Here is a 25,541-nt window from a genome sequence, read left to right as displayed (position 1 = left end):
TATTTTTTATTTATTCCATGTCGAATTAAATTTCCAATCTTTTTTCTTTATTAACTCAGGAAGTTTTTCTTCATTATTTACATTATATTTTTGTAAATCAAGACTCTGTCTCAAAGTTTTTAATTCACAATATTCAGTTTGAAAATGCACCTTAGATTCTTTCCATATTAATTGAGATAATAAACTTTCAAATTTTTCAATCCATTCGTCAATTTCATTTTCTACAGATTTTAAGTTTACACCAAAATGAATGATTCTTCCTGAATATTCTAAATTCGGACTTAATTCATCTATATTATTGGTTATAGAGAACATTTCTTTTGAAACTGGAGGCCAATTATCATTAGGTTTTAAAGAGCTAATGATATTGTTATTATGAGTTTTGACCAATTTTCGAACATTTTCATTCCAAAAATCCATTTCTTCTATATATCCATATAATGTGGTTCTCATTCCCATGTTTTTTCTAATTAATATTAAAGATTGGTGTAATTTTTACATTCTGTAAAGAGTAAATAGTAAAAATTACACCACTTAATTTTAGTTTATTTACCAAATCAATTTTGGTTCATCTTTCCATAAAATTAATCTGAAATCTTCATAATGATTTCCATTACCAATTGTATGGTTATCTCTGAGTCCCTTACCCAATTTAAGTTTATGAACCATACCTGTACAAGAACCAACCCATAGAGTTTTTTCATCGTCAGAAATTGTTATTCCACTAATTGTTGAACCCAGAAAATGCCTCCAAATACATTCTCCCTGCTGATTAAAAGCTTTGATGTATCCATAAGCATCACCTAAAATATACAAGTCTTTTGTAGTCAGTCCAACGTAGACACGCATGTCCTCGTCAATAATTGTATAATTATCACTTTCCTCATAGGCCTCAACCTTTAATCCATCTATGTTTTCTGTAGAAACTCCAATGGTCATTCCATTATAAAAATGACAAGAGTTAGTAATTAGTTGCTTATCATCTGATGAGAAAAGACAAAAATGTGGATAAGAAGATTGTGGGCCAATTTCACCAATTTGATCACCATTTTCATTTAATATTCTGTGGTCTGCACACTGATCTCCAACAACAATGAATTTATTATCATTAGAAATTGTAGCATTCTCCATATCTATATAAGAAGTCCATTTGCTATCCTCTGTGTCAGGAATTGGATGAATCATTTTTTCTTCTTTGGATGATAAAATGTAAATTCCTTCAGATGTAGTTAAAAGAATTTTAAGTCCATTATTGAAGGGGATTAGATTGTTTATTCCTAATCCTTTTGTTTCTGATAATTCAAAAGTTTCAATAATATTTCCTTGCCAACCATTAGTCGTAACTATCTTATTGTTTGATGCTATCGCAAAAACATTATTTCTTTTAGATTTTCCAATTGCATCAATAGACGAATCGAGTTCAATTAATTCTTTGTTATTAAGTAGGTAAGCTTGTCTTTTTTGGTAAGCAGTACCTGTCAGAAAAATGATTTTCTCATCTTCTATGAAATGAAGTTGTTCAATACTTTGACCTTTTGCTTCAAAGTATTTAATCAAAGGAGAATGCGCTGGAGGAAAATCTTCTCTGAATTTTTCTATAGAACCCTTTTTGTTAGCCTCTTTTAATAATTTAATGACTTCATCTGTTAAATGCTCTCTTTTATCTTCAGGCTCTTTTCCAGTCCAATTTTCCCATCCATTTTTTTCTGCAAATTCAACCATTTCATTAATTCCACTAGCGTACTCACTACCTAGTTTATTCCATTCTTCTTTTATGTCCATTATTTTTTTCTTTTTGTTAAATAAGCTTATTTTCATTTTTAGTTTTTAATAATTCACATTCTTTTGAATACATAGAGTAGGAGGTAAGTCTCCAAGCATTGAAATCCCAATTTTATCAGACCCATGATTCAAATATAATATCTTGTTTTCTTTTCTGCTTAACAGATTTTTTTAAAGCTGATTTTTTAGCTAACTGAGCTAAATCAGAATGAGGATCACCAAATTGATCATTAATCTCTTCTCTTGTTAATCCTTTTAAATCTTTATGTGTTGTATGAATGCTTTTTGACATTTTGTTTTAATTATCAAGTTTTGTGTAAATGCTAGTTTAATGACATAGAGGAAGCTTATTGTTTTTCGTAAAGTTTTGTTAGAAAAGTAATTTTCTATATTAAACTTTATCATGTTTGACTTTATTTAAATTATACAGATTATCAAGTTCTCCTCTTGAGAGCAGGGCTGTCAGGTTTTCCTAATTTTTTAATTGAAAACCTGGCGCACTTTTGTAAAGTGTGCCCATTGTTTCTAGCATTTGTGTGGTCACGAGTTACAAACTCGCGCCAGCGATCATCAAAAGTCGATAAATCAAACTAGAACATGACGACCTTGCTCTTGAGAGGGGCTAGGGGTGTGTTTTTAAATAATTAAAACTTTCTAATAAGATTTTAAACGTGATAATGTCTATTGTATAACTATTTTTCCAATAAAAACTCAACTCTAATTCTTGGTGTGGCAGACTCATGTAATTGTTCAAAATTCACAGCGATGTTTTTTAAACCTAATTTCTTTAGATGTTTTTTTAATTTTTTAAGCTTTATCTCAACAATTTCATCATTTTCTAATTTAAACGCATAGGTGTTTTCCTTTATTTTTTTCTCAAAATAGATGTAAAATTGACCAAGAACAAGATTATTGTTGAAAATAATTTGCCCACGACGTGATTTTAAACTTGTATTTTTAAAAGGTATATCAATTTCTAAATGTTTAGTTTTTAGAGCACTTAAATCTTTAAAGAAATCAAAAGGTTGGTTATCAAAAAACTCTGAAAATCTTTTTAACATGATAGAATCGAAAAAATATTTATTATCATGATTTGCATAATAACTAAAATCAAAAGGTTTGATATAAGTATTATGATTAAGCGTAACGATAATATCTGAATTAGCTACAAAACATTTATAAAGTTTATTCTGATTATATTTTCTTGTGTCAAATCCAAGTCTTGTAGAAAATTCTAAGCTATTACCAGACATAAAATCGATTAATATTTCAGTTCTGGAGCTTTTTATTTTTTCTCCCTTTCGAAAAGATTCCAGTGGTTGGCATTTAAAATCAGAGTTGTCAAATTCTAATGCATACGATCTAATCTTAAATGAAGTTTCAGATTTATTATTTTTAGTGATTGTAATTATTTTTCTCCAAATATTATTTTCAGTGTTGACACGTGTAAGGTTAATTGTAAAAGCGTTTTTATAGTCTAATTTTAATGGGCTACCATAAGAGTACACCTTTTTTACGTTCCATTGTTCAGACCAATTAACACCAATCGAATCTATACCTTCAGTTTCGTAATTTATATGCCATCCAAATTTTTCAATTTTACTTAAATCAAAATATTTTTCAATATTTTCAATTTGATCTATTTCTTTTTGATGAAAACGAGATTGACTTGGAATTTGACAGTAAAAATTTTGTGCTAAGATTAAACACAGTCCTATGGTAAATATAATTTTCTTATTCATAATTATAGATAAAGAGGGGCTGTATACAAGCCCTAGATTTTTTGTTAAAACTAGTCTTTTAACATAAATAAATCAAGCTTAAGAAGATTTTAATTTTGAAACTGAAATGGGAGGGGAGCTGATTTAAAGGACGTAATGGTTTTATTCAAAAAAATGAAATTGTTGCTTGGCTATACCTTTTTGAGAATACATAAAAAAAGAGAAGTTTTTGCTTCTCTAAGTTTATGTTTTTTAAAATTTTACACTAGTAAAACTGTGAGTTTTTACATAGTTTGATGCTACGGCTTAACTTCGTTTTAATGCAGTTTAGGTTTTGTTGTAATACGTTTATTCTTTTAGTTTGATTCTCGTTATCTCAATCCAAACAATTCCTAATATACATGCAGCAGAAATTATTCCGAGTCCAATTGCACCTCCGTCAAATCCTGTGTCTATTGCATTAGCCACATTTTCTATTCCTTTATAACGATTTAGCCCACTACCTTCGATTACTCGTCCTTTTGTTACAATTTTATCCGTTTTCATACCAATTGTTCCAGATCCTATTGCAGTACCTATCGCTGCTGTAATTAGAATTAACTCTATCAGGTTTGTTCTTTTCATGTATTTTTTTACTCGAATTTTAATTCAGTTCTTTGTTGTATAGTGTTTTTATTTTCTACAGTTTAAGTTTGAGTAGATTTTGAATTCTTTCTGACAATCGACTTAGATAATCTCTCGCTATTTCTTCTGATCCGACTGAGTCATGAAATTCAGTAAGTTTACGCTTAGGATTGGTTAATTCGTTATTTATATCCTCAAGGAATACTTTTAAATACCTCTTATCATAATCAATAAAGCTTGATGCAATTTGATTTATTCTTTCATTGGATAGTTTTTTATTTTCAAAAATTATAAAGTAAAGAGGAATTGATAAAGAAGAATTTCCTCTACTTTCAATTAGTGTTTTACCTTTTTCTTTGCCATAACCTTGTCCACATTTTTCACATTCACTCGATAGAATATTATTTGAATTTTTTAAAAAAAATAATTTAGTTCCACATTTAAAGCAAAAGTCGTTGTCCATGATTTTTGTAATTATCTACTGTTTTTTTCTTTTTGGTATTTTATCAATATTCAAATTCTCTGCTAAATCCATTACTTTTTGGGGAGTATCAAGATTTTTTCTCAAATCTTCTATAGTTAAATTATTAGATTTGGCTTTGAAGATGAAAGTTCTAAAATCTAGCTTTGAAACTTCTTGGTTAAAGTTATCTGTAAATCTATTTTTCAACTCTAATGTTAAATCTTCCAATTTGTTTTTTAAAGCCCCAATAAGGTTCTCAATCTCTGAAATCCATATTTTTTGATTTTTAAGAAAGTCTTTTACTTCTTGTTCTTCCTTATACTCAAGTTTCTCAATTTGCTTATGAACTTGAAAGATTTTCATGTTTTCCCAGTCTTTAGATTCAAGAACAGGAATTTGCCATTTTGATTGTTCTTCTTTCCAATAATCCTTTTCAACTTTGATTTTGTGGATTGTAAAATTAGGCAACTCAATTGCCGTTAACATTCCTGCGTGACATGCTCCAGTATCTATTCCATAAGTTCTATTCTTTATTTTTGGTTTTTCTCCTACCACATGATGTCCATAAATTATAGGTTTTTCTCCTTGATAAAAATCTGACCAGTATTTTCCTTCTTCGTATTTATTTTCCAAGTACCTGCTTCCAGAGTTGGTTCCAGCTAAGACTTCTTCCTTTTGTTCATAAAGTTTTTTATCATGTTCAAAAAATGCATGGACAATTATTGCTGATTCAGTCTCATAAAAGTATGGTAATGTCTTAAGCCATTCCAAGAATTCATTATACTTATCTTGAAATTGGACTTTAACAATCTCCTGAGAATAGCTTAAAACTCCCTTTAGATGTTTTCGTTCATGATTTCCCATTAGAACTACTGAATTCTTTCGATTTTTGAAATACTCATATAGTTCTACAGACTTGGCTCCTCTATCCACAATATCGCCAACAGATATAATCAAATCATCATCAGTTATTCCAATTTGTTTGGTCAATTGAATGAATTCTTCATAACATCCGTGTATATCTCCTATGACATATGTTTTACTCATTTCTTTATGTTGTTAACTAGCGTATTAGAGCAAGGAGCGTGCGGAGCATGCTCTTTGCTCATTGTTACCCAACGTTTTTTATTAATCTTAATTGAGCTGAAATTTTTTCATCTATCAATTCTGAGTATTCTTTTTCAAACTTATCTTGTACAGATTTATCTTTTACATTTAATTTATTTGATAAATAACCTAATTTTCTATTGTTTTGTTCAATTAACTCAGACCATTCTAATACATAAATTTCAATATTCTTTTCCGTTTTTTTATCATATAAAAATGGTGTGTCTGGATATTTTTGCCTTGCTGATTTAATTTTCGATTTCGCATATTTAGTTAGTTTTGAGGAGATTAAAACTAGTTTGTATTTAACTTTTTCATTAGGTAAAGCAGAATGTTGCTCTAAAGTAAATGCATAATCATCAATTTGATTCAATTCTTTTTTGCTGATTGAGCATTTAGGAGATTTAAGTTCAACAACCATTATTTCTCTTACATTTGAATCTGTTATTTTTTCATTAAAGAAGAATAAATCTGTTATATTATTCAATCCATCTCCATCTAATTTTATTAAATTATCATCAACATCATTTGGTTCATAATTAAAATATTCATTTCTCAACTCTTTTAATATATTTCCTATTTTTTTATCGGACCATAATTTTGGAGTTCCATTATAATTTTCACCAAACAACCATAATTGATGTTCAATAATTTTATGAAGTTGACTCCTTTCTTTTAAATGCTTTGACAATTCTCCATATGTCAATTCGTGTAAAAACTCTAAAAATTCAGTTTTTTCTGCAACAATACTTGCAAATTGAACTACATCTTCTAAGTCAGTTTTTTCTAATAGATTATGAAACTTTTCAAGGCTTTCATCGGACAATTTCAATACTTTATCAAAAATATACTCAATATTCCCATTGCTAATTGCTTTGTCTAATAATGGATATAAAAAATTACGAATTTTATCATCGTTCTGTATTAACTTATGTTCATCTTCTAATAAATAAGCTACTTTCTTAAACAAAACTTCCTGTGAACCAGATGATGGTTTTTCATTTTCATTATAAGGGTAATACTTATCATTCTCTAATCTATTAAGAAACTTATCAAATCTTTTATTTCTGGCTTTAAAAAAATCATTTATTGTATTCTTTATAGTTTCTTTTATGTTTTTTACTTCTTTTTCACCTAAAGATTCAATATCTAAATTTCTAAATAGATCTGAATTTAATAATGTTGATTCTATGTAAATAAACCATGTTCCTAAATCCGGAGTATACCAATCAGAAGAATATGTATATTGATGAGATACACTTTTCAATCCTGCATTATCAGTTTGAAAAAAAACTTTCACCTTATTTAAACTTGATTTTACATTGTAGAAATAAAAATTTAGTTCATGTTCTACTCCCTTGTTATCAATATAATTTACATTTTTTGATATTGGACTATTGATAACAAAATCATTTTTTTGTAAGTCTTTTCCATTTACATTAAAAGTGATTTTATTATTAAAAATTTCAAATGGATAATTTTCAAAAATAGCTTGATGAATATTTTCTTTTAAAAATTCTTTTGAAATCTGATTTCTTTTAGGGATTTTCCCCTGTTTATTATGATGTAATAATTCTATATCTACTTTATAATATGTACTATTATCACCATTAAGATATTCATAATCCACTTTAAAATCAGTATTTTCAAGTTGCGCATTTTCCATGTCAACTGTATCAATACTAAAATTTGTTTTGCTATACTTTTTTTCAATTTTATTATAACCAACAGTTTCAATATGCATCAACTGACCAATTTGAAGCGAACTAAATCTTCCTATCCCTTGACCTTTTACTTTATGTGTTGTTCCAATCTCCAATATCCTATTATCAAACTCATTAAATGGAACTCCTTCCCCATCATCTATTATTTGAATTGATTTAATTGGACCTTTAACTTCTAAATCATCAACATATTCAAATTTTATTGTAATAACTTTCGAATTAGCTTGAATAGAATTATTAATTAATTCTTTTAATGCTTGAAAAGTATCTTTGTATTTAGTTAAATGTTCTTTGATTAACCTACTATTAGTTGTAAGTTTTTTAATTGATGTTTTCATATTTTTTTTAATGTTGGGTAACATAACTATAACAGGAATTCCTGTTATTTCTCTTATATCTGTAACTATAATATTTTAGTGAAATTTGAATTTTCATAGCAGCAGATGTTCAAATATATAAGAATCTAATATTTTTAACAAGTAAAGAAGGAGTTTTAAATATACTTTTTAAAAGCTTGAAGACTCTAGGCTTTAAGAAAAACATGAAAACTAGATTTTATTACTAAGACAGTTGTACTTACGACAAATCCATTCGAAGGAACAGAAAAGGAAGAGGAAGGAATAGTTGAGACACTTGAAGGAAGGGAAGAGGAAGTCGAAGGAACTACTCAGACACACTGAGGAATTACTCCGACAGTTATATTTGTGATTGACCCACTTGTTTTTAGTGCTGAGTGCCTTCGAGAACCTCAGGCACCATCTTAAATTTAATTGCGAAAGGGATTGTAGTGGAAAGCTTTTGTTTTTTCAAAAAATTAGAAAATCTAGGAAGCGGAGGCGACCAACGGAAGCCCACGTATGACGTAGATTTCTTTTTTTGAAAAATCAAAACTTGGAGGGAAAAGCCCGACCTTTTTTTGAGTTTTGGTAAACGAAGAAAAATGGTTTCGCCCAAAAAAAAACGACACAAAGAAAAAATCTAAGTGCCGTTTTGGTTTATTTTTAGAATATATTTTATTATTTGTTGGAGAATGATTTAAAAACACACCTCTAACTTCTCTCAAGAGGAGAGCAAATAAAGTATACTAGAACTTATCAGGATCTATATCATCGATATTTTCAAAATTTTCAGAATCGAAACCTCCAAATTCATCATCAAATTCGTCAATTCCTGGAATAGAAGATGTAAAAGGATCTTGTTGTTTTTTATCCGCTTTGAATTCCTTTTCTGGCGCTTCTTCAGGTACATTACCGAAAGAAAGTGCAATAGTTGGCAATTCAATATTATCTGTATTTTCTTTAATTTCTTTTAGTTCGATAAAAAATGCCCACATTGAGAAGAAATCGTAAACATAAATCAATTTGTCATTTACATTTTGAAGTTCGTCCTCAATTTTTAAATCACGCATTTCTTTTTTGTCGAAATCATCAGACATATTCACCAAAGGAATTTCATCTCCTTGATTCCAATCTTCATCTGTTCTGAAAAATGAAGCCATTTCTTGTCCATTAAAATCAAAACTATTTGTAAGTGTCTTGTGTAAATCTTCTAATGAAGTTTTTCCGTCAATTAAAATGTCTCTAAAAACATCTTCTGGTACATCTAGTATGGCTCTAATTTTATATATCATGATTTCTGTGTTTGAAAGTACAAAGCTATTACATAATGTTGAAATAAAACGTATTTTTGTGTAAAAGATTTATCAATGAATAAAAAACAAATACTAGAAAGATTAAACAAATTTACCCCGAAAACGCTAATGGAAACATTAGAAATAACTTACACTGATGTTGGTGAAGATTTTGTTGAAGCGAGCATGCCTGTAAACTCTAGAGTGCATCAACCAATGGGATTATTGCACGGAGGAGCGATTGTTGCTTTGGCAGAAAGTGTAGGTAGTGCGGCTTCTTTTATTTTTGTAAATCCAGAGGAATCGGATGTGCGAGGAATTGAGATTGCAGCAAATCATGTGAAGAGTAAAAGAGAGGGAACTGTAAGAGCAATTGCGAAAATTATTCACAAAGGAAGAACAACGCATTTATGGCAAATTAAAGTTGTTGATGAAGACGATAATTTGATTTCGTTGTGTAAGTTGACGAATATTGTTTTGCCAAGGAAGAAGTGATGTTTTAAGGTGAGTGAATTTGATAGGTTTAATTAAGATTTTACTAATACAGGAAATAAAGTAATCCTATTCACGTTCTTGTTCATTTTTTACTTGTCTAAAAAACGAACCAAAAAAGGACACTTTCATAAAAGGTGTTTTTTTGACAGCAAGGTCAAAAAACCGTATTTTAATTACTAAAATTCCTACAAGGATTCGGAATTTTTTAACATAATTAAAATACTACACTCATTATGAAAGACTTTTGAAAATCTTCGATTTTTGATTAAGATTAAAGATTTTGATAATTATGTATTATCTCTGGAGTACTTTTGTAAAGTATGCTTATTGTATTTTAAATAAGAAAATGAATAAATGAAACGAACAATAATTAAAACTTTAAAGGTGATTTTTATACTTATAATAATTGTGTTTATTGGCTTGGTGATTGCTTTTTACCAATTTTCGACACCAAAACCAGATAAAAAAATCATGAAAGATTTTCAGGAGCTGGGTGTAAAACCAAAAATACAATATTGTACTTTTAAAGATTTTAAAGTTCGAGAAGTTTATGTGAAATCTACTTCGGAAGAGAAAAATATTCCAACAATTGTTTTTGTACATGGAACTCCAGGGAGTGCTACAGATTTTAAAAAATATATGACCGATTCGACATTGAGAAGTAAAGTAAATATGCTTTCTTATGATCGAGTAGGTTTTGGAATGTCAAGTGCAGGAGAAACACAAAATTCGATTGCATTTGACGTTTCTCTTTTAGAAGAAATATTGAAAGAATATAAATTAAAACCAGAAAATACAATTTTAGCTGGTTATTCTTATGGAGGATCAATTGTTTTGGCAACCAAAGAAAAGTTTAAAGAAATTGTGCTTTTAGCTCCAGCAGTTCATGCGGATGTGGAGCCGATGCCAGCGATGTTGAATGTTTATAAATGGGAGAGTACACGTTGGATGGTTCCAAAAATTTGGAAATCAGCAGCGATTGAAAAAATGTCGCATAAAGATGAATTGAGGAAATATGATTCGATTTGGATCGATCAGAAATCTCCAATAACGGTGATGCAAGGAACAGGAGATAAAATTGTTCCATATGAGAATACTTTGTACTTGGAAGAGAAGTTTCCGAAAGAACAATTAACAGTGATAACACTAGGAAATGCGGGGCATAGTTTAATTTGGTCGAGATTTAGTGAGATAAAACAAGAATTGTTGCGTATTATTGCAAAGTGAAATAATTGAATGAAAAATATTTTTGGAGGTTGAAAATTGAGTCAATAAAATTAAATAGTATTGATGAAAAACACACCCCTAACCCCTCTCAAGAGGGGAGGTTAAATTTATTTCAGAAGAAATTTAGAAGGAAAATGAATAGAATTGAAGAGATAATTAAAGAAAATAAACCTTTTGTAGCTTATAGGAAATCTGGAGAATCTTTGGTGAATACTTTTTGTCAAGAAACGGATGAGGTTCATTATATAGAAGATTTTACAGAAAAAGGATTTGTTTTTGCTCCATTTGATTCTTCAAATAAAACGATTTATTTTCCGAAAGATAATTCCCAGTTTTTTCAATTTGAATTAACTGAAACAAATTCACTTCCAAAAGAAAGTATTGTTTTTGATTTGGACGAAAATGGGAAAGAGTTTCATATTTCTTTGGTGGAAAAAGGAGTTTCTACAATAAATCAAGGAGATTTTGAAAAAGTAGTGTTGTCTAGAACTGTAGAAAAACAAATTTCAGATCAGCCTTTTCAGATTTTCCAGAAATTATTACATAATTATAAACACGCTTTTGTTTACATTTGGTATCATCCGAAAGTTGGAACTTGGCTTGGAGCTACTCCAGAAACTTTATTTAAAGTAAAAGAAACAAAATTTACTACTATGTCTTTGGCAGGAACAGCTTTGAATGATGGGAATTCAGATTTTAGTTGGGGTGAAAAAGAAATTGTAGAACAAAAAATTGTAACGGATTTTATTATTCAAAATTTAAAAACTGCAAATCTAGAGGAAGAAGAAACATATCTGGAAAATATGCAAGTTTCTAAACCTTTTACGAAAGAAGCAGGAAATGTAAAACATATTTGTTCTTTGATTCAAGGAGAAATAAAAGAGAAAAAACATTTAGGAAAGATAATTGAAACTCTGCATCCAACACCAGCAGTTTGTGGAATGCCAAAAGAAATTTCAAAACAATTTATACTTAAAGAAGAAAATTACGATCGAAAATTTTACACAGGGTTTTTAGGAGAGTTAAATTTGAATGAAAACACAGACTTATACGTGAATCTTCGTTGTATGGAAATTGATAATAATATTGCAAAAATTTATGTTGGAGGAGGAATTACAGATGGAAGTGTTCCAGAACTAGAATGGAAAGAAACTGTGAATAAAAGCAGAACGATGTTAAAAGTTGTATTATAATGTGTAATTATTTAATTTTTAGTTAAATAAGAGTTCTTTTTTGTGGTTGCTTAATAATATTCTTAATTTCAATACGTTATAACTTAATTTTTAAGAGTTATTATGGTAGGTTGTTAAATTATTGGACTATGAGCAAAGAAATTCTTCTTAAATTTAAAATAGGTTTATTCATTTCGATGTTTCCTATTTATGCACTACTTTCTTGGGTTGGTGTTCGCTATTTTCATAATTCGGATTCTGTAGAAGAAAAAATATCTTTATATCATTCCATGTTTTTAAACCAGTTTTCTTCTTTGGACACAATAACAATGTTGTCTGTCTTTTTGTCTTTTGCTGCAATTGTACTTCTTACGCAGGCTAGACCTATTACAAATAAATATCTTGCTACCGTAAAATATTCTATTTTCGGACTTTGTGTGGTTAGTTTACTTTATACTTTTTGGGATACTTTTTAAGCTTCAAATATTTAATAATTAATTTTAAGTAAAAGTTGTAATTATATTTAATATTTCAATTCTTCCTACTTAGCTATCAAATTTTTTAGATTTTTTTTATTCTTAATGTAAAAAAAAAGTATTTTATTTGTAGTTTTAGGGTTATAAAATAATTAAGTAATTCTTTAAGAATTATTCGCAAAAGAAGAGCTTTAATTATAAATACTTTTAATCTTTTAGATGAAAATAGAGATTGAGAGTGCTAAAACAGAAACATTTATTAAATATATATTAACATTATGAAAAAAAAGTACATTTTTTTACTAGCCTTTTTGGTTAGTGCAATGGCATTTTCACAAATTACGTTTAATGACGATAATTTTAAGAATGCCTTACTTACTCAAAACGTAGTGGATACGGATGATGATGGTATTGCAGATGCACCGGTTCCAGAAAGTACAACAGATCCTGGAGAAATAGACCAAGCAGATGCTGCACTTATTACATTTTTAGATGTAAGTGGTTATGATATTGTTGACTTTACAGGTATTGAGGAATTTACAGGTTTAGAATTTTTAAATGCATCTTATAATGATGCTACAACTGTAGATTTATCAGCTTTATCAGCTTTAAAAAATTTAAGATTTTCTTCGAATGACTTAGAATCTATTGATTTACCTACTGGAACTCCAAATAATTTAGAATATTTATATTTAGGATTTAATGAACTTACTGAAAGTACTATTGGTAATATAAATTCATGTGAAAATTTATTAACTTTTTCAGCACCAAATAATAAAATTTCTGATATTAATGATTCCTTGGCTCTTGATGTTGCAGATTTTCTTAATCTTTTAAGACTTGATGTTTCTCAAAATGAGCTTCAAGATTTTGATTTAAGCCAAAATACCGAATTAATTGAGGTAAATTTACATACTAATAGTATTGATGGTACATATAATTTTAATGATAATTCAGAACTAAAAAAATTAAATTTAAAAAATAATGAACTGTCTAGTATTACTATTGGCAATCACCCTGAGTTAACAGAGATTGATTTTAGTAATAATTCATTAACAGGAACTTATAATTTTTCAATAAACCCAGCTTTAATGAAAATTTCAATAAATCAAAATTCTATTATTGGAGTTATTACAGATGGGCTAGAGTTTTTAGAAGAATTATATGCAAGTAATAATAATATTTCAGCAATTGATTTAACAGGTAATATAAACTTAAAAAAATTAGGACTTACGAATAATAGTTTATTTAATATAAACTTAGACGATAATATAAAACTTGAGACAATAGGTATTTCTGAAAATAATCTAAATGCATTAACTTTTTTATATGCTGATGGTGAAGAATATGAGTTTTTACATACAATTTATGCAGATGAAAACCAATTGTCGCAAGTAAATGTAACAAAATGTATAGCTCTTAAAAATTTATATTTAAAAGATAATCAATTGCAAGGGGCTTCTAATTTAGATTTAACTGAAAATGGATTTCTAGAAGATTTAAATTTACGTGATAACTTTTTTGAAAATGGTTATGAATTAGACTTAACAGGAAATCCTCTTTTAAGAAAACTTAACTTACAAGGGAATAATTTTACTGAATTAGAAGTAGGAATAAATACAAATCTAGAAGAATTAAATTTAAGAGGAAATGATTTTGTAACTGTTGATTTAGCAACAAATGTGAATTTAAAATATTTAAATCTTAAAAGTAATGAGCTTACAAGTTTTGATGCTTCTGATTTGACGAATTTAGAATATGCAGATTTAGCTTTTAATGAACTTTTAGAGCTAGACTTTAATAATAATACGGCATTAACAGAATTATATATTAATGATAATAATTTGTTTTATGCTTTATTTATTCATAATGAAACTCAAGTGTATTTAGGAGAAGATGGAGATGGTCTTGAAGGTTTATCTTTAATTTATTTATGTGCTAATGATTATAATTTAGAATATTACCAGAATTTAGTAGAATTACAAAACTATGTAGATTGTTCTGTAAATGATTTTTGTGAATATGACCCATTAGCATCTACATATTTACTACAAGGTAATGTTGAATATGATTTTGGAGCAGCTAGTTGTACAACAACTAATATTCAAGGAGAATATATTAAATTAGAAATTGATAATGGAAGTGGTACTCCTTTCTATGTAGTTACAAATGCAACAGGAGAGTATAAAATTCCTTTAGAAGCAGGTACTTATACAGTAACACCTGTAATTGAAAACCCTGCTTATTTTGAATCTACGCCTGCTAATTTTACAGTAACATTCCCTAATGGAACAGGAGATACAATTACACAAGATTTTATTTTATCACAATTAGGAGATTTCGATGATTTTGAAATTGAAATTTTACCAATTACGGATGCAAGACCAGGAGCAAGAGTAAGATATAAAATTATTTATACTAACAAGGGAACTACATGTTTCACAGGAGATTTAACTTTTTCATATGATGCAGTTGTTATGACTTATGATGAAGCGACAGTAAATCCAGACTTAATAGGAAACCCATTAACATGGAATATTGAAAATTTAGCACCTTTTTCATCAGAAGAAATAATCGTTGACTTTATTTTAAATCCTGCTAATGATCCTACAGATCCATTATCACAAGGAGATATTTTAAATTTATCAGCTACTTTAGATATTCCTGGTGCACCAGTTACAGCTACTTATGATCATGAAGTAATTAATGCATTTGATCCGAATGATAAAAAATGTATGGAAGGTGATTTCTTAACTTTAGATATGATTGGAGAGGAATTAACTTATAGAATTCGTTTTGAAAATACTGGAAATGCACATGCATTGAACATTGTTGTGGAGGATGAGATTAATCCTGAAATGTTTGATATTTCTACTTTAAAAGTTATTGATGCTAGTCATGAATGTAAGACATTTATTGAAGGAAATACTGTGAAGTTTGTTTTTGAAGATATTTATTTACATTGGGAAGATGATAAAAACGATGGATATGTTTTCTTTAAAATCAAAACTTTAGATACTTTAAAATTAGACGATACTGTAGAGAATACTGCGGAGATTTTCTTTGACACAAACCATCCAATTGTTACAAATACTGCAACTTCAGTTTTTGGAGTGTTAAATATTGCAGATCAGTTTAAAGATCAATCAATTTCTGTATATCCAAATCCAGCGAAGAACCAAATTTCTATTTCTGCTGATAATGCAATTAAAAATATTCAAATCTTTGATATTTTAGGAGCTTCAGTATTAGAAAGAAATATGTCTGCGGATCAAAACAATACTTTATTAAGCTTAGAAAATCTTAATTCTGGAGTTTATTTAATTAGAGTAGAATCTGAAAAAGGATCTTATTCTGATAAATTAATCATTGAATAATCGAAAAGATTTAAGAGTTTTAAATAATATTTAAAAAGGTTATCTTGTAAAAGATAGCCTTTTTTGTATTTTATAATACAGGTTTATTGATTTTAATAGATATTCATAGGTTTAGAATATTAAAATATGTTAAAAAATAGTTTAGTATGAAAACAATATTATATTATTGCGAACCCAAGTAAATAAGTGTAATTTTGCTAGCCTTTTAAAGGAAAATTAAAGTATAATTATTAGAAAGAAATTTCAGATGGAGAATAAAGAAGAGTATTACAAGAATTTAAAAACAAAACTAGAGGAAACTACAAAATTTCCTGCAAAATATATGTTTAAGTTTATCGTGCCAGCAGGTGGAACGCAACTTGGAGAAATCGAAAAAAGATTCAACCACATGGGAGCTGTGATAAATACTAAAAATTCTAAAACAGGAAAGTACACAAGTATTTCTATAGTAGCTAATATGGATAGCTCGGATGCAATTATTGATAAATACAAAGAATTGGAAGGAATTCAAGGAATTATTTCTTTATAATTTAAAACTCTTAAAATAACTACCAAAAATTATCGTTTGTGAATTGGAAATAATATTGCATATAAATTTAGAAAATATCTACTTATCAGAAAAAATCTATGAAAATAAGTAGGTATTTTGCATTTTATATTATGGAATTTTTACATTTGTATTTCTATCAAATTAAATCAACTATGATAATAAAAAAACTTTGTTTAGCTACACTTTTAGCTTTTTCTATTTCAGTAACTGCACAACAAAAAGATAATAAACAATTATTTACTATTGACTCTGAACCAGTTTATGCAAAAGAGTTTTTAAGAGTATTTCATAAAAATGCTTCGATTGTAAATGATGAGAATAAAAAAGATGTAAAAAACTATCTTGAATTATTTATCAATTATAAATTAAAAGTAAAAGAAGCTGAGGAAAAAGGGTATGATAAAAATCCTTCGTTCGTAAAAGAATATAATAAATATAGAGAGCAATTAGCAGAACCTTTCTTAAAAGATACAAAAGTTACAGATCAACTAGTTCAAGAAGCATACGATAGAACTGTTAATGAGGTAAATGCAAGTCATATTTTAATTCTTGTAAAACCAGATGCTTCTCCTGCTGATACTTTAAAAGCATATAATAAATTGATTAAAGCAAGAAAAGAAATTCTTTCTGGAAAATCTTTTGCTTTAGTTGCTAAAAAGTATTCTGAAGATCCTTCTGCGAAAGAAAATGGTGGAGATTTAGGTTATTTTTCTGCGTTTAATATGGTTTATCCTTTTGAAAATGCTGTTTATAATTTAAAGGAAGAGGAGATTTCGATGCCATTTAAAACAAAATTTGGTTATCATATTGCGAAAGCAAACAAATATAGAAAATCTCGTGGTGAAGTAGAAGTGGCACACATTATGATTAAGAACGAATTGCCAGATGCTGAGACAAAAATAAACGAAATCTATAAGCAAATTAAAAATGGTGAAGATTTCGGGTTTTTAGCACAAAAGCATTCGGATGATAAATTTAGTTCTAAAAATCAAGGGAAACTTCCAAAGTTTGGTTCTGGAAGAATGCTTGAGGAATTCGAAAATGTTGCTTTTTCATTAGAAAATAATGGAGAATATTCAGCACCTTTTCAAACTAAATATGGTTGGCATATTGTAAAATTGGTTAAAAAATATCCAACTCCATCATTTGAGAAACTAAAAGATTTCTTGAAAAGTAAAATCGAAAGAAGTGATAGAGCTCAGATTGTTGGAAATACAGTTTTAAATAGATTAAAAAAGGAGTATAAAATTGTAAATAATTTTGAAACGGTTGCGAATTATAAAAACTGGAAAGAAAGAAAAGACAATTTTAAAACTATCTTAGAAATCAACGATAAAAAGATTCGTGAGGATGTTTATTACAAATATCTATATAAGACTAGACAAAAAAGTAATAAAGCATCTTTTGACAAGTTCTTAAACAAACAAATAGCGACTTATTTTAAAGATAATTTACATCTTACAAATGAAGATTTTGCTAGTACTATCAAAGAATATAAAGAAGGATTATTATTATTTGATTTACTTCAAAAGCAAATTTGGGATAAATCAGAAAAGGATACTTTAGGTTTACAAAAATATTTTGCAAATCATCAAGATAAGTATCAATGGAATGATAGAGCAGATGTAATTATTGCAACTTCAACTGAGGAAGCTAAATTAAAAAAAGTAAGAAAAGCTCTAAAGAAAAATCAAGATTTAAGCAAATTAAGAGAAGAATTTAATAAGGATAAAAATTCAGTTATTTTGTTTAAAGAAGGTGTTTTTGAAACAACAGAAGGAGTATTACCAAAAGGTATGAAAATGAAAAAAGGTGTTTCAAAAGTGATGAAAGAAGGACAGAATCAATATGTGGTAATCTTTGTGAAGGATGTTTTAAAAGCTGGACCAAAAGAATTGAAAGAAGTTAGAGGGCAGGTGATAAGTGATTATCAAGGATATATTGAAAACGAATGGGTGAATGATTTAAGAAATAAACATGAAATTATCATAAATCAGGATACTCTTAATGAAATTATAAATCAAGAAAAGAATAAATAGTGTTTAAAAGAATAGTATTTTTCATTTTTATAGGTATTTTTGTTTCTTCATGTAAATATTTAAGTTTAAAAGATGAAGAAAATAGAGAGTTTGTAGCGAAAGTTCACAATAAACTTTTGTATAAAGATCAATTGGTAGAAGATTTACCTGCTAATTTGTCTAAAGAGGATAGTATCATATTTGTTAATAGTTATATTAACGAATGGGCGAAAAAACAACTTTTATTAAGAAAAGCAGAAACAAATCTAGAGGAAGAAACTTCGAAATATAATCGATTGGTTCAAGAATACAGAGAAGATTTGTTTATTAATTCTTACAAAAAAGCAGTTGTGGAGCAAGAACTAGATACTATTGTAACAGAAGCTCAGATTGACTCTTATTATCAAGAAAATAATAAAAACTTTAAACTTAATGAGGCATTAGTTAAACTTAAATTTTTGAGTTTTGGTAACAATGTAATCAATAAAGACGAATTGATGACTTTGTTTAAATCTGAAAAAAAATCGGATTTAGATAGTTTAGTTACTAAAAAATTAGAGTTTAATAATTTTTATCTAAATGATTCTGCTTGGGTAAAAATGTCTGATGTTTACAAAAAGATTCCTTTTTTGAAAGAAATGAACGTAAAAGAAGATTTAATCAAAAAAGAGAAATTAATACAAAAAGAAGATTCTTTAGTTACGAATTTAGTTTATATTAAAGATGTCTTGGAGAGAAATAATACAGCTCCAATTTCTTATATTAAACCAACAGTAAGGCAAATAATTTTACAAAAAAGAAAGTTAGAATTATTAAAAGAAATCGAAGAAACATTATTTGATGATGCGCGAAAGAATAAACAATTTGAAATATACACACAAAAAAATGAATAAAAAGTTTTTATTTATAGCACTGATGCTATTAATGCAATTTACTAATGTTCAAGCTCAAAAACAAAAGATTGATGGAGTAGCTGTAGTTGTTGGTAAAAATATAGTTTTAGATTCTGATATCGAGAAGTTTAAAATAGAACTAGAGCAAAAAACAGAAGGTAAAATAAAAATTACTGATTGTGAGATGCTTGAAGAAATTATGAAACGTAAACTTTTAGCACACCACGCAGTTATTGATAGTGTTCCTGTAAATGAAGAAGGAATTGAATCAGAAGTTTCTAGAAAAATTGATTATTTAGCAGGACAATTAGGAGGAGATCCTAAAAAAGTTGCTGAATATTATGGTTTTGATGATGAAGCTGATTTAAGAAAAGAACTTTTCGAAATTCAAAAAGAACAAGTTTTAATTCAAGGGAAAGAAGGAGCTATTGTTGAAGGAATTGATGTAACTCCTGAAGAGATAAATACCTTTTTTCAAAATCTTGTGAAGGAAAGTGCAGTTCCTGAAGTTGGAACTGAAGTAGAATTAGCACAAATTGTTGTAAATGTTCAAACTCCTGTAGAGGAAGAAAGAAGAATTATTGATCAATTAAATCAATATAAAAAAGAAGTTATTGAAGGAGCTAGTTTTAGAACAAAATCTATTCTATATTCTCAAGATCCAGGGGTGACGCAAACTCCAGTGTATACTATTACAAAAGATGCGCCTTTTGTGAAAGAATTTAAAGAAGTTGCGTTTAGTTTAGAAGAAGGAGAAATTTCTGATCCATTTGAAACTGTTTATGGTTATCATATCATTCAAGTTGCAAAAATTAGAGGACAAGAAATTGATGTAATGCATATTTTATTACAACCTAAAATTTCTAATGAGCAATTAAAGAAAACTCATGATTTATTAGCGGGAATCAGATCGGATGTATTGACAGGAAAAACTACTTTTGAAAAAGCTGTTAAAGAATATTCTGAGGATAAGAATACTAAAAATAATGGAGGGGTTTTAATTAATCCAGTTTCTAACGGAACTTATTTTGAATTGTCTAAATTAGTAGACCCAGAATTATATAAGAGAGTTAGTAATTTACAAGAAGGAGATATTTCAGAACCATTTTTTGAGAGAGGAAGAAGTGGAGAAAAGATGTTTAAAATTATCTTGGTTAAAAAGAGAATTGAGCCACACACGGCTACTCTAAGTCAAGATTATATTAAAATTCAAGAATTGACTCTAGAGAGAAAGAAAGAAGAGATGATTTCGAAATGGGTGGAAGAAAAGATTGAAAATACATATATCAATATTAGTGATAGTTATAAAAAATGTGATTTTAAAAGTAATTGGTTAAAATAAGAATAATATGTCAGACGTTGCTGCTGTGAATCAATTGGTAGAAAAATTTACCAAACTAAAGAAAGAGATTTCTAAGAAAATAATCGGTCAAGAAGATGCTGTGGAGCATGTACTATTATCAATTTTTAGCGGAGGACATTCCTTATTAGTTGGAGTTCCTGGATTAGCGAAAACATTGTTAGTAAATACAGTTTCAGAAGCTTTAGGATTGGATTTTAAAAGAATTCAGTTTACACCAGATTTAATGCCTTCAGATATTTTAGGTAGTGAAATTTTGGATGAAACAAGAAATTTTAAATTTATAAAAGGTCCTATTTTTAGTAATATCATTCTTGCTGATGAGATTAATAGAACTCCACCTAAAACACAAGCTGCTCTTTTAGAAGCAATGCAAGAAAGAGCTGTTACAGTAGCAGGACATCATTATAAATTAGACTTACCATTCTTTGTTTTGGCAACACAAAACCCAATTGAGCAAGAAGGAACTTATCCTTTACCAGAAGCACAGTTGGATCGTTTTATGTTTTCAATTAATTTAGAATATCCTTCTTTTGATGAAGAAGTAATGGTGGTAAAAAATACCACGACAGATAATGTTGTTAAAATCGAACCACTATTTTCACCAAAAGAGATTATCGAAATTCAACATTTGATTAGAAGAATTCCAGTTGCTGATAATGTAATTGAATATGCTGTAAAATTAGTTTCTAAAACGCGTCCTAATACTGCAAATGCTCATGAATTAGTAAATGAGTATATAGATTGGGGTGCAGGGCCAAGAGCCTCTCAGAACTTAATTTTAGCAGCAAAAGCAAATGCAGCTGTAAACGGAAAATTCTCTCCAGATATTGAGGATGTTCAGAAAGTTGCAGTTTCAATTTTAAGACACAGAATCGTGAAAAATTATAAAGCAGATGCGGAAGGTATTACAGAAGCAGATGTTATCAAGAAATTGTTTTAAATAGTATTTCTATAAAACAAAAAACTCCATTAATTATTTAATGGAGTTTTTTTATGTTTAATTTATCTACCACCTGTGAGGAATTTTAATTTTGGTACTTTTTTGATAAATAGAAAAAGAATATAGACCATTATAAAAGGAACAATTATTTGATAAATTACTTGTAAGTATAAATTAGAAGTAAATTTTTTTATAAAAGGTAATGTAGCGACAATAATTGGTGCATGGTATAAATGAAGTAAATAAGTATATCCTCCTGTATAAAAGAATTTGATTTTGGCATCAATCAATAGTAGGAATACTAAAATTGATAATGGATATTTTGAATAATATTCAAAATACATGAAAGCAAGAATTGTAACTATTGAAAATAAACTAATTAAGTATTTTTTATTGATTTTTTCTTCAAAATAAGCATATGTTGATCCTAATACAAAGAGAGTAATAATGTCGTATCGATTCATTAATCTACCAAAAAATAATAGAGGTAATATAATAATCAAAGTATAAAGATTTCTTTTCAGTATTAATTCAACTAGAAGAAAAACTATAAATAAATCACGAATAAAATATGTTGGAGGGTTTATAGGATAATCATTAATAGAAAATAAACCATTATAAATCATTGTGAGATCATAATTATATCTCTCCAAAAAATTGTATCCTAAAAAATTAAAAATTAAAACTGGTAATAAAACTAAAGTGTTTGCTATTAAAAATGGTATAATTAAATTATTAAATTTTTTTCTTATTAAGTTTGGTTTATTTTTAGAATATTTCCAATATAAATAACCAGAAATAATGGATAAAATTACTGTTCCATAAGTTGGAATAATTTCTATAATTGTATGGAAAATACCTTCTGTAAAATCATGTTTTGTATGTGTAAACGTAATTAATATAACAGCTAAGAATCGTATAAATTCTAAATTATAATTCATTTGTGAGATTTTTTGCTAAAATAGAATTTTATACGAATATTAATGAAATTGTAGATTAAAAATTACTTCATAAAATACAATTCCAATAACTGTTTTGCAGCTTCAAATGGTGTTAGCTTATGTTGATTTATGCTACTTTCTAAATCTGAAATTTTATTTTTCACATTATTATTTTCAAAAAACTGCCTTTTAAGAGCATCTTCAATGGTTTGTTGGAACCAAAAATGATTTTGAGATTCTCTTCTTTTAGTGAAATAATTATTTGCTTTCGTAGTTTCAAAGAAAGATTCAATCATTGAAATAATCTCTAAAACTCCTAAATTATTCAAACCGCTACAAGTTAAAACTTTTGGAGTCCAACCATTTTCTTTTAATGGATAAAGATGTAGAGCTTTTGAGAAATCTAATTTTGCTTGTTTTGCTCTTTTTATATTATCTCCATCTGCTTTATTAATTGCAATAGCATCTGCCATTTCGATAATCCCTCTCTTTATTCCTTGCAATTCATCGCCGGTTCCAGCAACTTTTAGCAATAAAAAGAAATCTACCATAGAATGTACCATTGTTTCACTTTGCCCAACTCCCACAGTTTCTACAATAATATGAGAATAACCAGCAGCTTCACATAAAATAATCGTTTCTCGAGTTTTTTGTGCAACACCCCCAAGAGATTCTCCAGAAGGAGAAGGGCGGATGAAAGCTTTTGGATTATTTACCAAAGTTTCCATTCGAGTTTTATCTCCAAGAATACTTCCTTTGTTGATGGAACTACTTGGATCTATTGCAAGCACTGCAACTTTATGTCCTTTTTTCGTTAATTCATTTCCAAAAGATTCGATAAAAGTACTTTTTCCAACTCCAGGAACTCCTGTAATCCCAATACGATAAGAATTATTAGCATGAGGTAAACATCCTTCCAAAATCTTATTTGCTTTTTCTTGGTGTTTAGGATTCGAGCTTTCGATTAAAGTAATAGCACGACTTAAAAAAGAGATATTACCAGAAATAATTTCTTGAATAAATTCTTCAACACTTGGTTGTTTTATTCTTTTTCTTTTAATAAAATTAATAGATTTTTGATTGATTTTATCTGGTTGAGCTACTCCTTCAATTTCAGTAAGAGTTTTTTTACTCTTTTCGTCTTTATTTTTTTGCACGCTATATATCTTATGTTTCTTGCAAAGTTAAGAAACGAAAATATTTATTAAAAAAAAGAGGAATATTTTATTCCTCAATTTCAAATTCTAATAATTCTTTAGTTGGTTTTATAATATTATAACCATTCCAAATTTCTGGTTTATATTTTGAAAAATATTCTAAGAAATACTGTTGCTCTACTTTAATTGCATCAAATTCTTTTTTCGAAATATTTTCTGGCTGCATGAAAATCAATTCTTTTGTAGAATGCATATTTAAAACAAACTTAAAATCAAGTTTTGTTTTCTCTTTCTTTTCACTTCTTTTTGTTCTGTTTTTGATAAATTTAAAAGAACGGTTTACATAAATATAAGTTCCTGAATATGCTTTGACAAAATTTAAAGTATATTCTCCAGTTGGAATTCTATTAAAAATAACTGTATTATCCCAGCCAAAATCTTTGAAAGCAAGTCCTACTAAAAGTTTTAGATTTATAGACTCACCATGTTTTCCTTTTGCATATTTATAATCAATTCTAAAAACACCAAAGTCTTCTGTAGAAACGACCATTTGTCCTTCAAATTTAGCAGAAGATCTTTTTGGTTTGAATGAAATTACATAAACGTTTTCACCATTATATCTTGTGATTTCATTTAATTCATAACGATATTTTTTTGGTTTAAAAATGAAATCTAACCTTGATTTTTCTCCACCAGTAAGAGAATTCTCAGCAATTAATTTGTCTAATTCCATCTTATACGTAAAAGAGTTTTTTACAATTTTGTCCTTATATTTTTCTTCTGTGTTTTTAACTGCAAAATCTGAAACTTTCATGGAATCTTCTACTTTAAAAATTCCCGTTTTTACTTTATATGTTACTGTAGAATCAAGGTATTTAGTGAATTTTTTTTGAATCTGATTACCAATGTTATCTACAGAACTGTTCTTTTCTTTATCAGCAATCGAAATAGATTTTTTTACATTTACTTTTGACACATTATTGTATTGGTAAAATTTATTAAATGACTCTACGAAACTTTTTGTATTTCTATCAAAAGTGTTTTTAATCTCTTGATTTATGTTTTCATTGACTTTTTCTAATTCTTTTTTAGTGAACCATGGAGATTTTAATGCTTTGATTTCAATTTCTTTTGCTTCTGCATCTAAAGAATTTCTTAGAAATACGTTTCCTTGAATAGAATCAACATAATTGGTTTTGATGTTTTCATTTATTTTTGCTAAAATTTCTTCTACACTCAAATTTTTGTGAGTAATAGCAACTTCACCAATTTCATTGATTTGGTCTTGTAAAATATATTCTTTTGAAGTAAAATCTGATGTGTTTATTTCTAAAGTTTCAAATCCTAAACTCGAAATTTCAATAGAATTAGTTTTAGGAAAACGATCTAGATTTATTTCAAAATCTCCTTCTTCATTAGAAGTAGTTCCAATATATTTTCCAATTTTAATTGCAGCATAAGGAATAGTATTTCCCTGAGTGTCTTTAATCTTTCCAATAACGGTTTGCGCGTTAATATTTAAAACAAAACCGAAAATAAAAATGAATACTAATAGTAAATTTTCTTTTTTCATAATTAAATGTTTTTTAAAGAAACGAATTAAGTTGAAAGTTGTTACACGCTAGATGAAAAAAAATAAATATTTGTATTATAAAGTATTTCTAAAATTATTTATAGATAATCGAATTCCCTAGAGAGCGCCAGGGGATGTATTTTAGATTAAACATTTTTTTTGATTAGAATTCAAACGTGATATTGTTTACACGGCTTTTTCATAAAAATAAATTTGATTTAAAAATCTTATTCAACTCATCTTTATTATAAGCTAACTTTGTTCTTATTTGCTTAAAATTCAATTTTTCTTTTGATCTTTGTAGTAAA

22 protein-coding genes are annotated in these 25,541 nt (G+C 27.9%); 10 read left to right on the top strand and 12 right to left on the bottom strand.

Features of this window, described 5'->3' with window-relative positions:
• Positions 1-6: 6 nt before the first annotated feature.
• The 9 genes from I0K12_RS17405 to I0K12_RS17365 all read right to left on the bottom strand — a co-directional run bounded on the left by I0K12_RS17405 (position 7) and on the right by I0K12_RS17365 (position 9,051).
• Positions 7-453 carry a hypothetical protein gene (locus I0K12_RS17405; RefSeq protein ID WP_196889414.1) on the bottom strand — a complete coding sequence of 149 codons (447 nt, stop codon included), beginning with the start codon at positions 451-453 and terminating at the stop codon, positions 7-9.
• Positions 454-549: 96 nt separating this feature from the next.
• Positions 550-1,782 carry a hypothetical protein gene (locus tag I0K12_RS17400; protein WP_196889471.1) on the bottom strand — a complete coding sequence of 411 codons (1,233 nt, stop codon included), beginning with the start codon at positions 1,780-1,782 and terminating at the stop codon, positions 550-552.
• 115 nt (positions 1,783-1,897) lie between these two features.
• Complete coding sequence (locus tag I0K12_RS17395) at positions 1,898-2,074, bottom strand: hypothetical protein (protein ID WP_196889413.1); 177 nt, start codon at positions 2,072-2,074, stop codon at positions 1,898-1,900.
• Between the two features lie 400 nt (positions 2,075-2,474).
• Positions 2,475-3,524, bottom strand: a complete 1,050-nt coding sequence (locus I0K12_RS17390) for a hypothetical protein (RefSeq protein ID WP_196889412.1) — start codon at positions 3,522-3,524, stop codon at positions 2,475-2,477.
• 327 nt (positions 3,525-3,851) lie between these two features.
• Positions 3,852-4,127, bottom strand: a complete 276-nt coding sequence (locus tag I0K12_RS17385) for a hypothetical protein (protein ID WP_196889411.1) — start codon at positions 4,125-4,127, stop codon at positions 3,852-3,854.
• 55 nt (positions 4,128-4,182) lie between these two features.
• Positions 4,183-4,590 (bottom strand): hypothetical protein, encoded by a 408-nt coding sequence (locus I0K12_RS17380; RefSeq protein ID WP_196889410.1) that lies wholly within the window; start codon positions 4,588-4,590, stop codon positions 4,183-4,185.
• 15 nt (positions 4,591-4,605) lie between these two features.
• Complete coding sequence (locus tag I0K12_RS17375; RefSeq protein ID WP_196889409.1) at positions 4,606-5,637, bottom strand: metallophosphoesterase; 1,032 nt, start codon at positions 5,635-5,637, stop codon at positions 4,606-4,608.
• A gap of 64 nt (positions 5,638-5,701) precedes the next feature.
• Entirely contained in the window at positions 5,702-7,759 is a 2,058-nt protein-coding gene (locus tag I0K12_RS17370; protein WP_196889408.1) for an ATP-binding protein, read from the bottom strand.
• A 746-nt stretch (positions 7,760-8,505) separates the two neighbouring features.
• A complete protein-coding gene (locus I0K12_RS17365) occupies positions 8,506-9,051 on the bottom strand; it encodes an IS1096 element passenger TnpR family protein (protein ID WP_196889407.1) in 546 nt (181 codons plus the stop codon).
• Positions 9,052-9,180: 129 nt separating this feature from the next.
• Between I0K12_RS17365 and I0K12_RS17360 the strand changes: the two genes are divergently transcribed.
• The 10 genes from I0K12_RS17360 (at position 9,181) to I0K12_RS17315 (ending at position 21,562) form a co-directional block, all read left to right on the top strand.
• Positions 9,181-9,546 carry a PaaI family thioesterase gene (locus I0K12_RS17360; RefSeq protein WP_231372793.1) on the top strand — a complete coding sequence of 122 codons (366 nt, stop codon included), beginning with the start codon at positions 9,181-9,183 and terminating at the stop codon, positions 9,544-9,546.
• Positions 9,547-9,900: 354 nt separating this feature from the next.
• The gene (locus tag I0K12_RS17355; protein ID WP_196889405.1) at positions 9,901-10,773 is read left to right on the top strand and encodes an alpha/beta fold hydrolase; all 873 of its coding nucleotides are present in this window, start codon (positions 9,901-9,903) and stop codon (positions 10,771-10,773) included.
• 134 nt (positions 10,774-10,907) lie between these two features.
• A complete protein-coding gene (locus I0K12_RS17350; protein ID WP_196889404.1) occupies positions 10,908-11,966 on the top strand; it encodes an isochorismate synthase in 1,059 nt (352 codons plus the stop codon).
• A gap of 128 nt (positions 11,967-12,094) precedes the next feature.
• A complete protein-coding gene (locus tag I0K12_RS17345; protein ID WP_196889403.1) occupies positions 12,095-12,421 on the top strand; it encodes a hypothetical protein in 327 nt (108 codons plus the stop codon).
• A 278-nt stretch (positions 12,422-12,699) separates the two neighbouring features.
• The gene (locus tag I0K12_RS17340) at positions 12,700-15,798 is read left to right on the top strand and encodes a T9SS type A sorting domain-containing protein (protein WP_196889402.1); all 3,099 of its coding nucleotides are present in this window, start codon (positions 12,700-12,702) and stop codon (positions 15,796-15,798) included.
• A 247-nt stretch (positions 15,799-16,045) separates the two neighbouring features.
• Positions 16,046-16,327: a DUF493 family protein gene (locus I0K12_RS17335; protein ID WP_196889401.1), complete on the top strand. Its 282-nt coding sequence runs from the start codon at positions 16,046-16,048 to the stop codon at positions 16,325-16,327.
• A gap of 173 nt (positions 16,328-16,500) precedes the next feature.
• On the top strand, positions 16,501-18,387 hold the full coding sequence (locus I0K12_RS17330; RefSeq protein ID WP_196889400.1) for a peptidylprolyl isomerase: 1,887 nt from the start codon (positions 16,501-16,503) through the stop codon (positions 18,385-18,387).
• Complete coding sequence (locus I0K12_RS17325) at positions 18,387-19,259, top strand: hypothetical protein (protein WP_231372792.1); 873 nt, start codon at positions 18,387-18,389, stop codon at positions 19,257-19,259. Before I0K12_RS17330 ends, I0K12_RS17325 begins: the two co-directional genes overlap by 1 nt.
• Positions 19,252-20,601, top strand: coding sequence for a peptidylprolyl isomerase (locus tag I0K12_RS17320; RefSeq protein WP_196889399.1), 1,350 nt, complete (start codon positions 19,252-19,254; stop codon positions 20,599-20,601). Before I0K12_RS17325 ends, I0K12_RS17320 begins: the two co-directional genes overlap by 8 nt.
• A gap of 7 nt (positions 20,602-20,608) precedes the next feature.
• Complete coding sequence (locus I0K12_RS17315) at positions 20,609-21,562, top strand: AAA family ATPase (RefSeq protein WP_196889398.1); 954 nt, start codon at positions 20,609-20,611, stop codon at positions 21,560-21,562.
• Positions 21,563-21,624: 62 nt separating this feature from the next.
• Here the strand turns inward: I0K12_RS17315 and I0K12_RS17310 are convergent, their stop codons facing one another.
• From I0K12_RS17310 to I0K12_RS17300, 3 genes are all read right to left on the bottom strand, one after another.
• Complete coding sequence (locus tag I0K12_RS17310) at positions 21,625-22,503, bottom strand: acyltransferase family protein (protein WP_196889397.1); 879 nt, start codon at positions 22,501-22,503, stop codon at positions 21,625-21,627.
• Between the two features lie 62 nt (positions 22,504-22,565).
• Positions 22,566-23,660 (bottom strand): methylmalonyl Co-A mutase-associated GTPase MeaB, encoded by a 1,095-nt coding sequence (meaB, locus tag I0K12_RS17305; RefSeq protein WP_196889396.1) that lies wholly within the window; start codon positions 23,658-23,660, stop codon positions 22,566-22,568.
• 67 nt (positions 23,661-23,727) lie between these two features.
• Complete coding sequence (locus I0K12_RS17300; protein WP_196889395.1) at positions 23,728-25,233, bottom strand: carboxypeptidase-like regulatory domain-containing protein; 1,506 nt, start codon at positions 25,231-25,233, stop codon at positions 23,728-23,730.
• Positions 25,234-25,541 lie beyond the last annotated feature (308 nt).

It is taken from the genome of Aureivirga sp. CE67 (assembly GCF_015767245.1).
Classification (GTDB): domain Bacteria; phylum Bacteroidota; class Bacteroidia; order Flavobacteriales; family Flavobacteriaceae; genus Aureivirga.
Note: the sequence above shows the minus strand (reverse complement) of the source record. Positions and strands in the feature narration are given on the sequence as shown.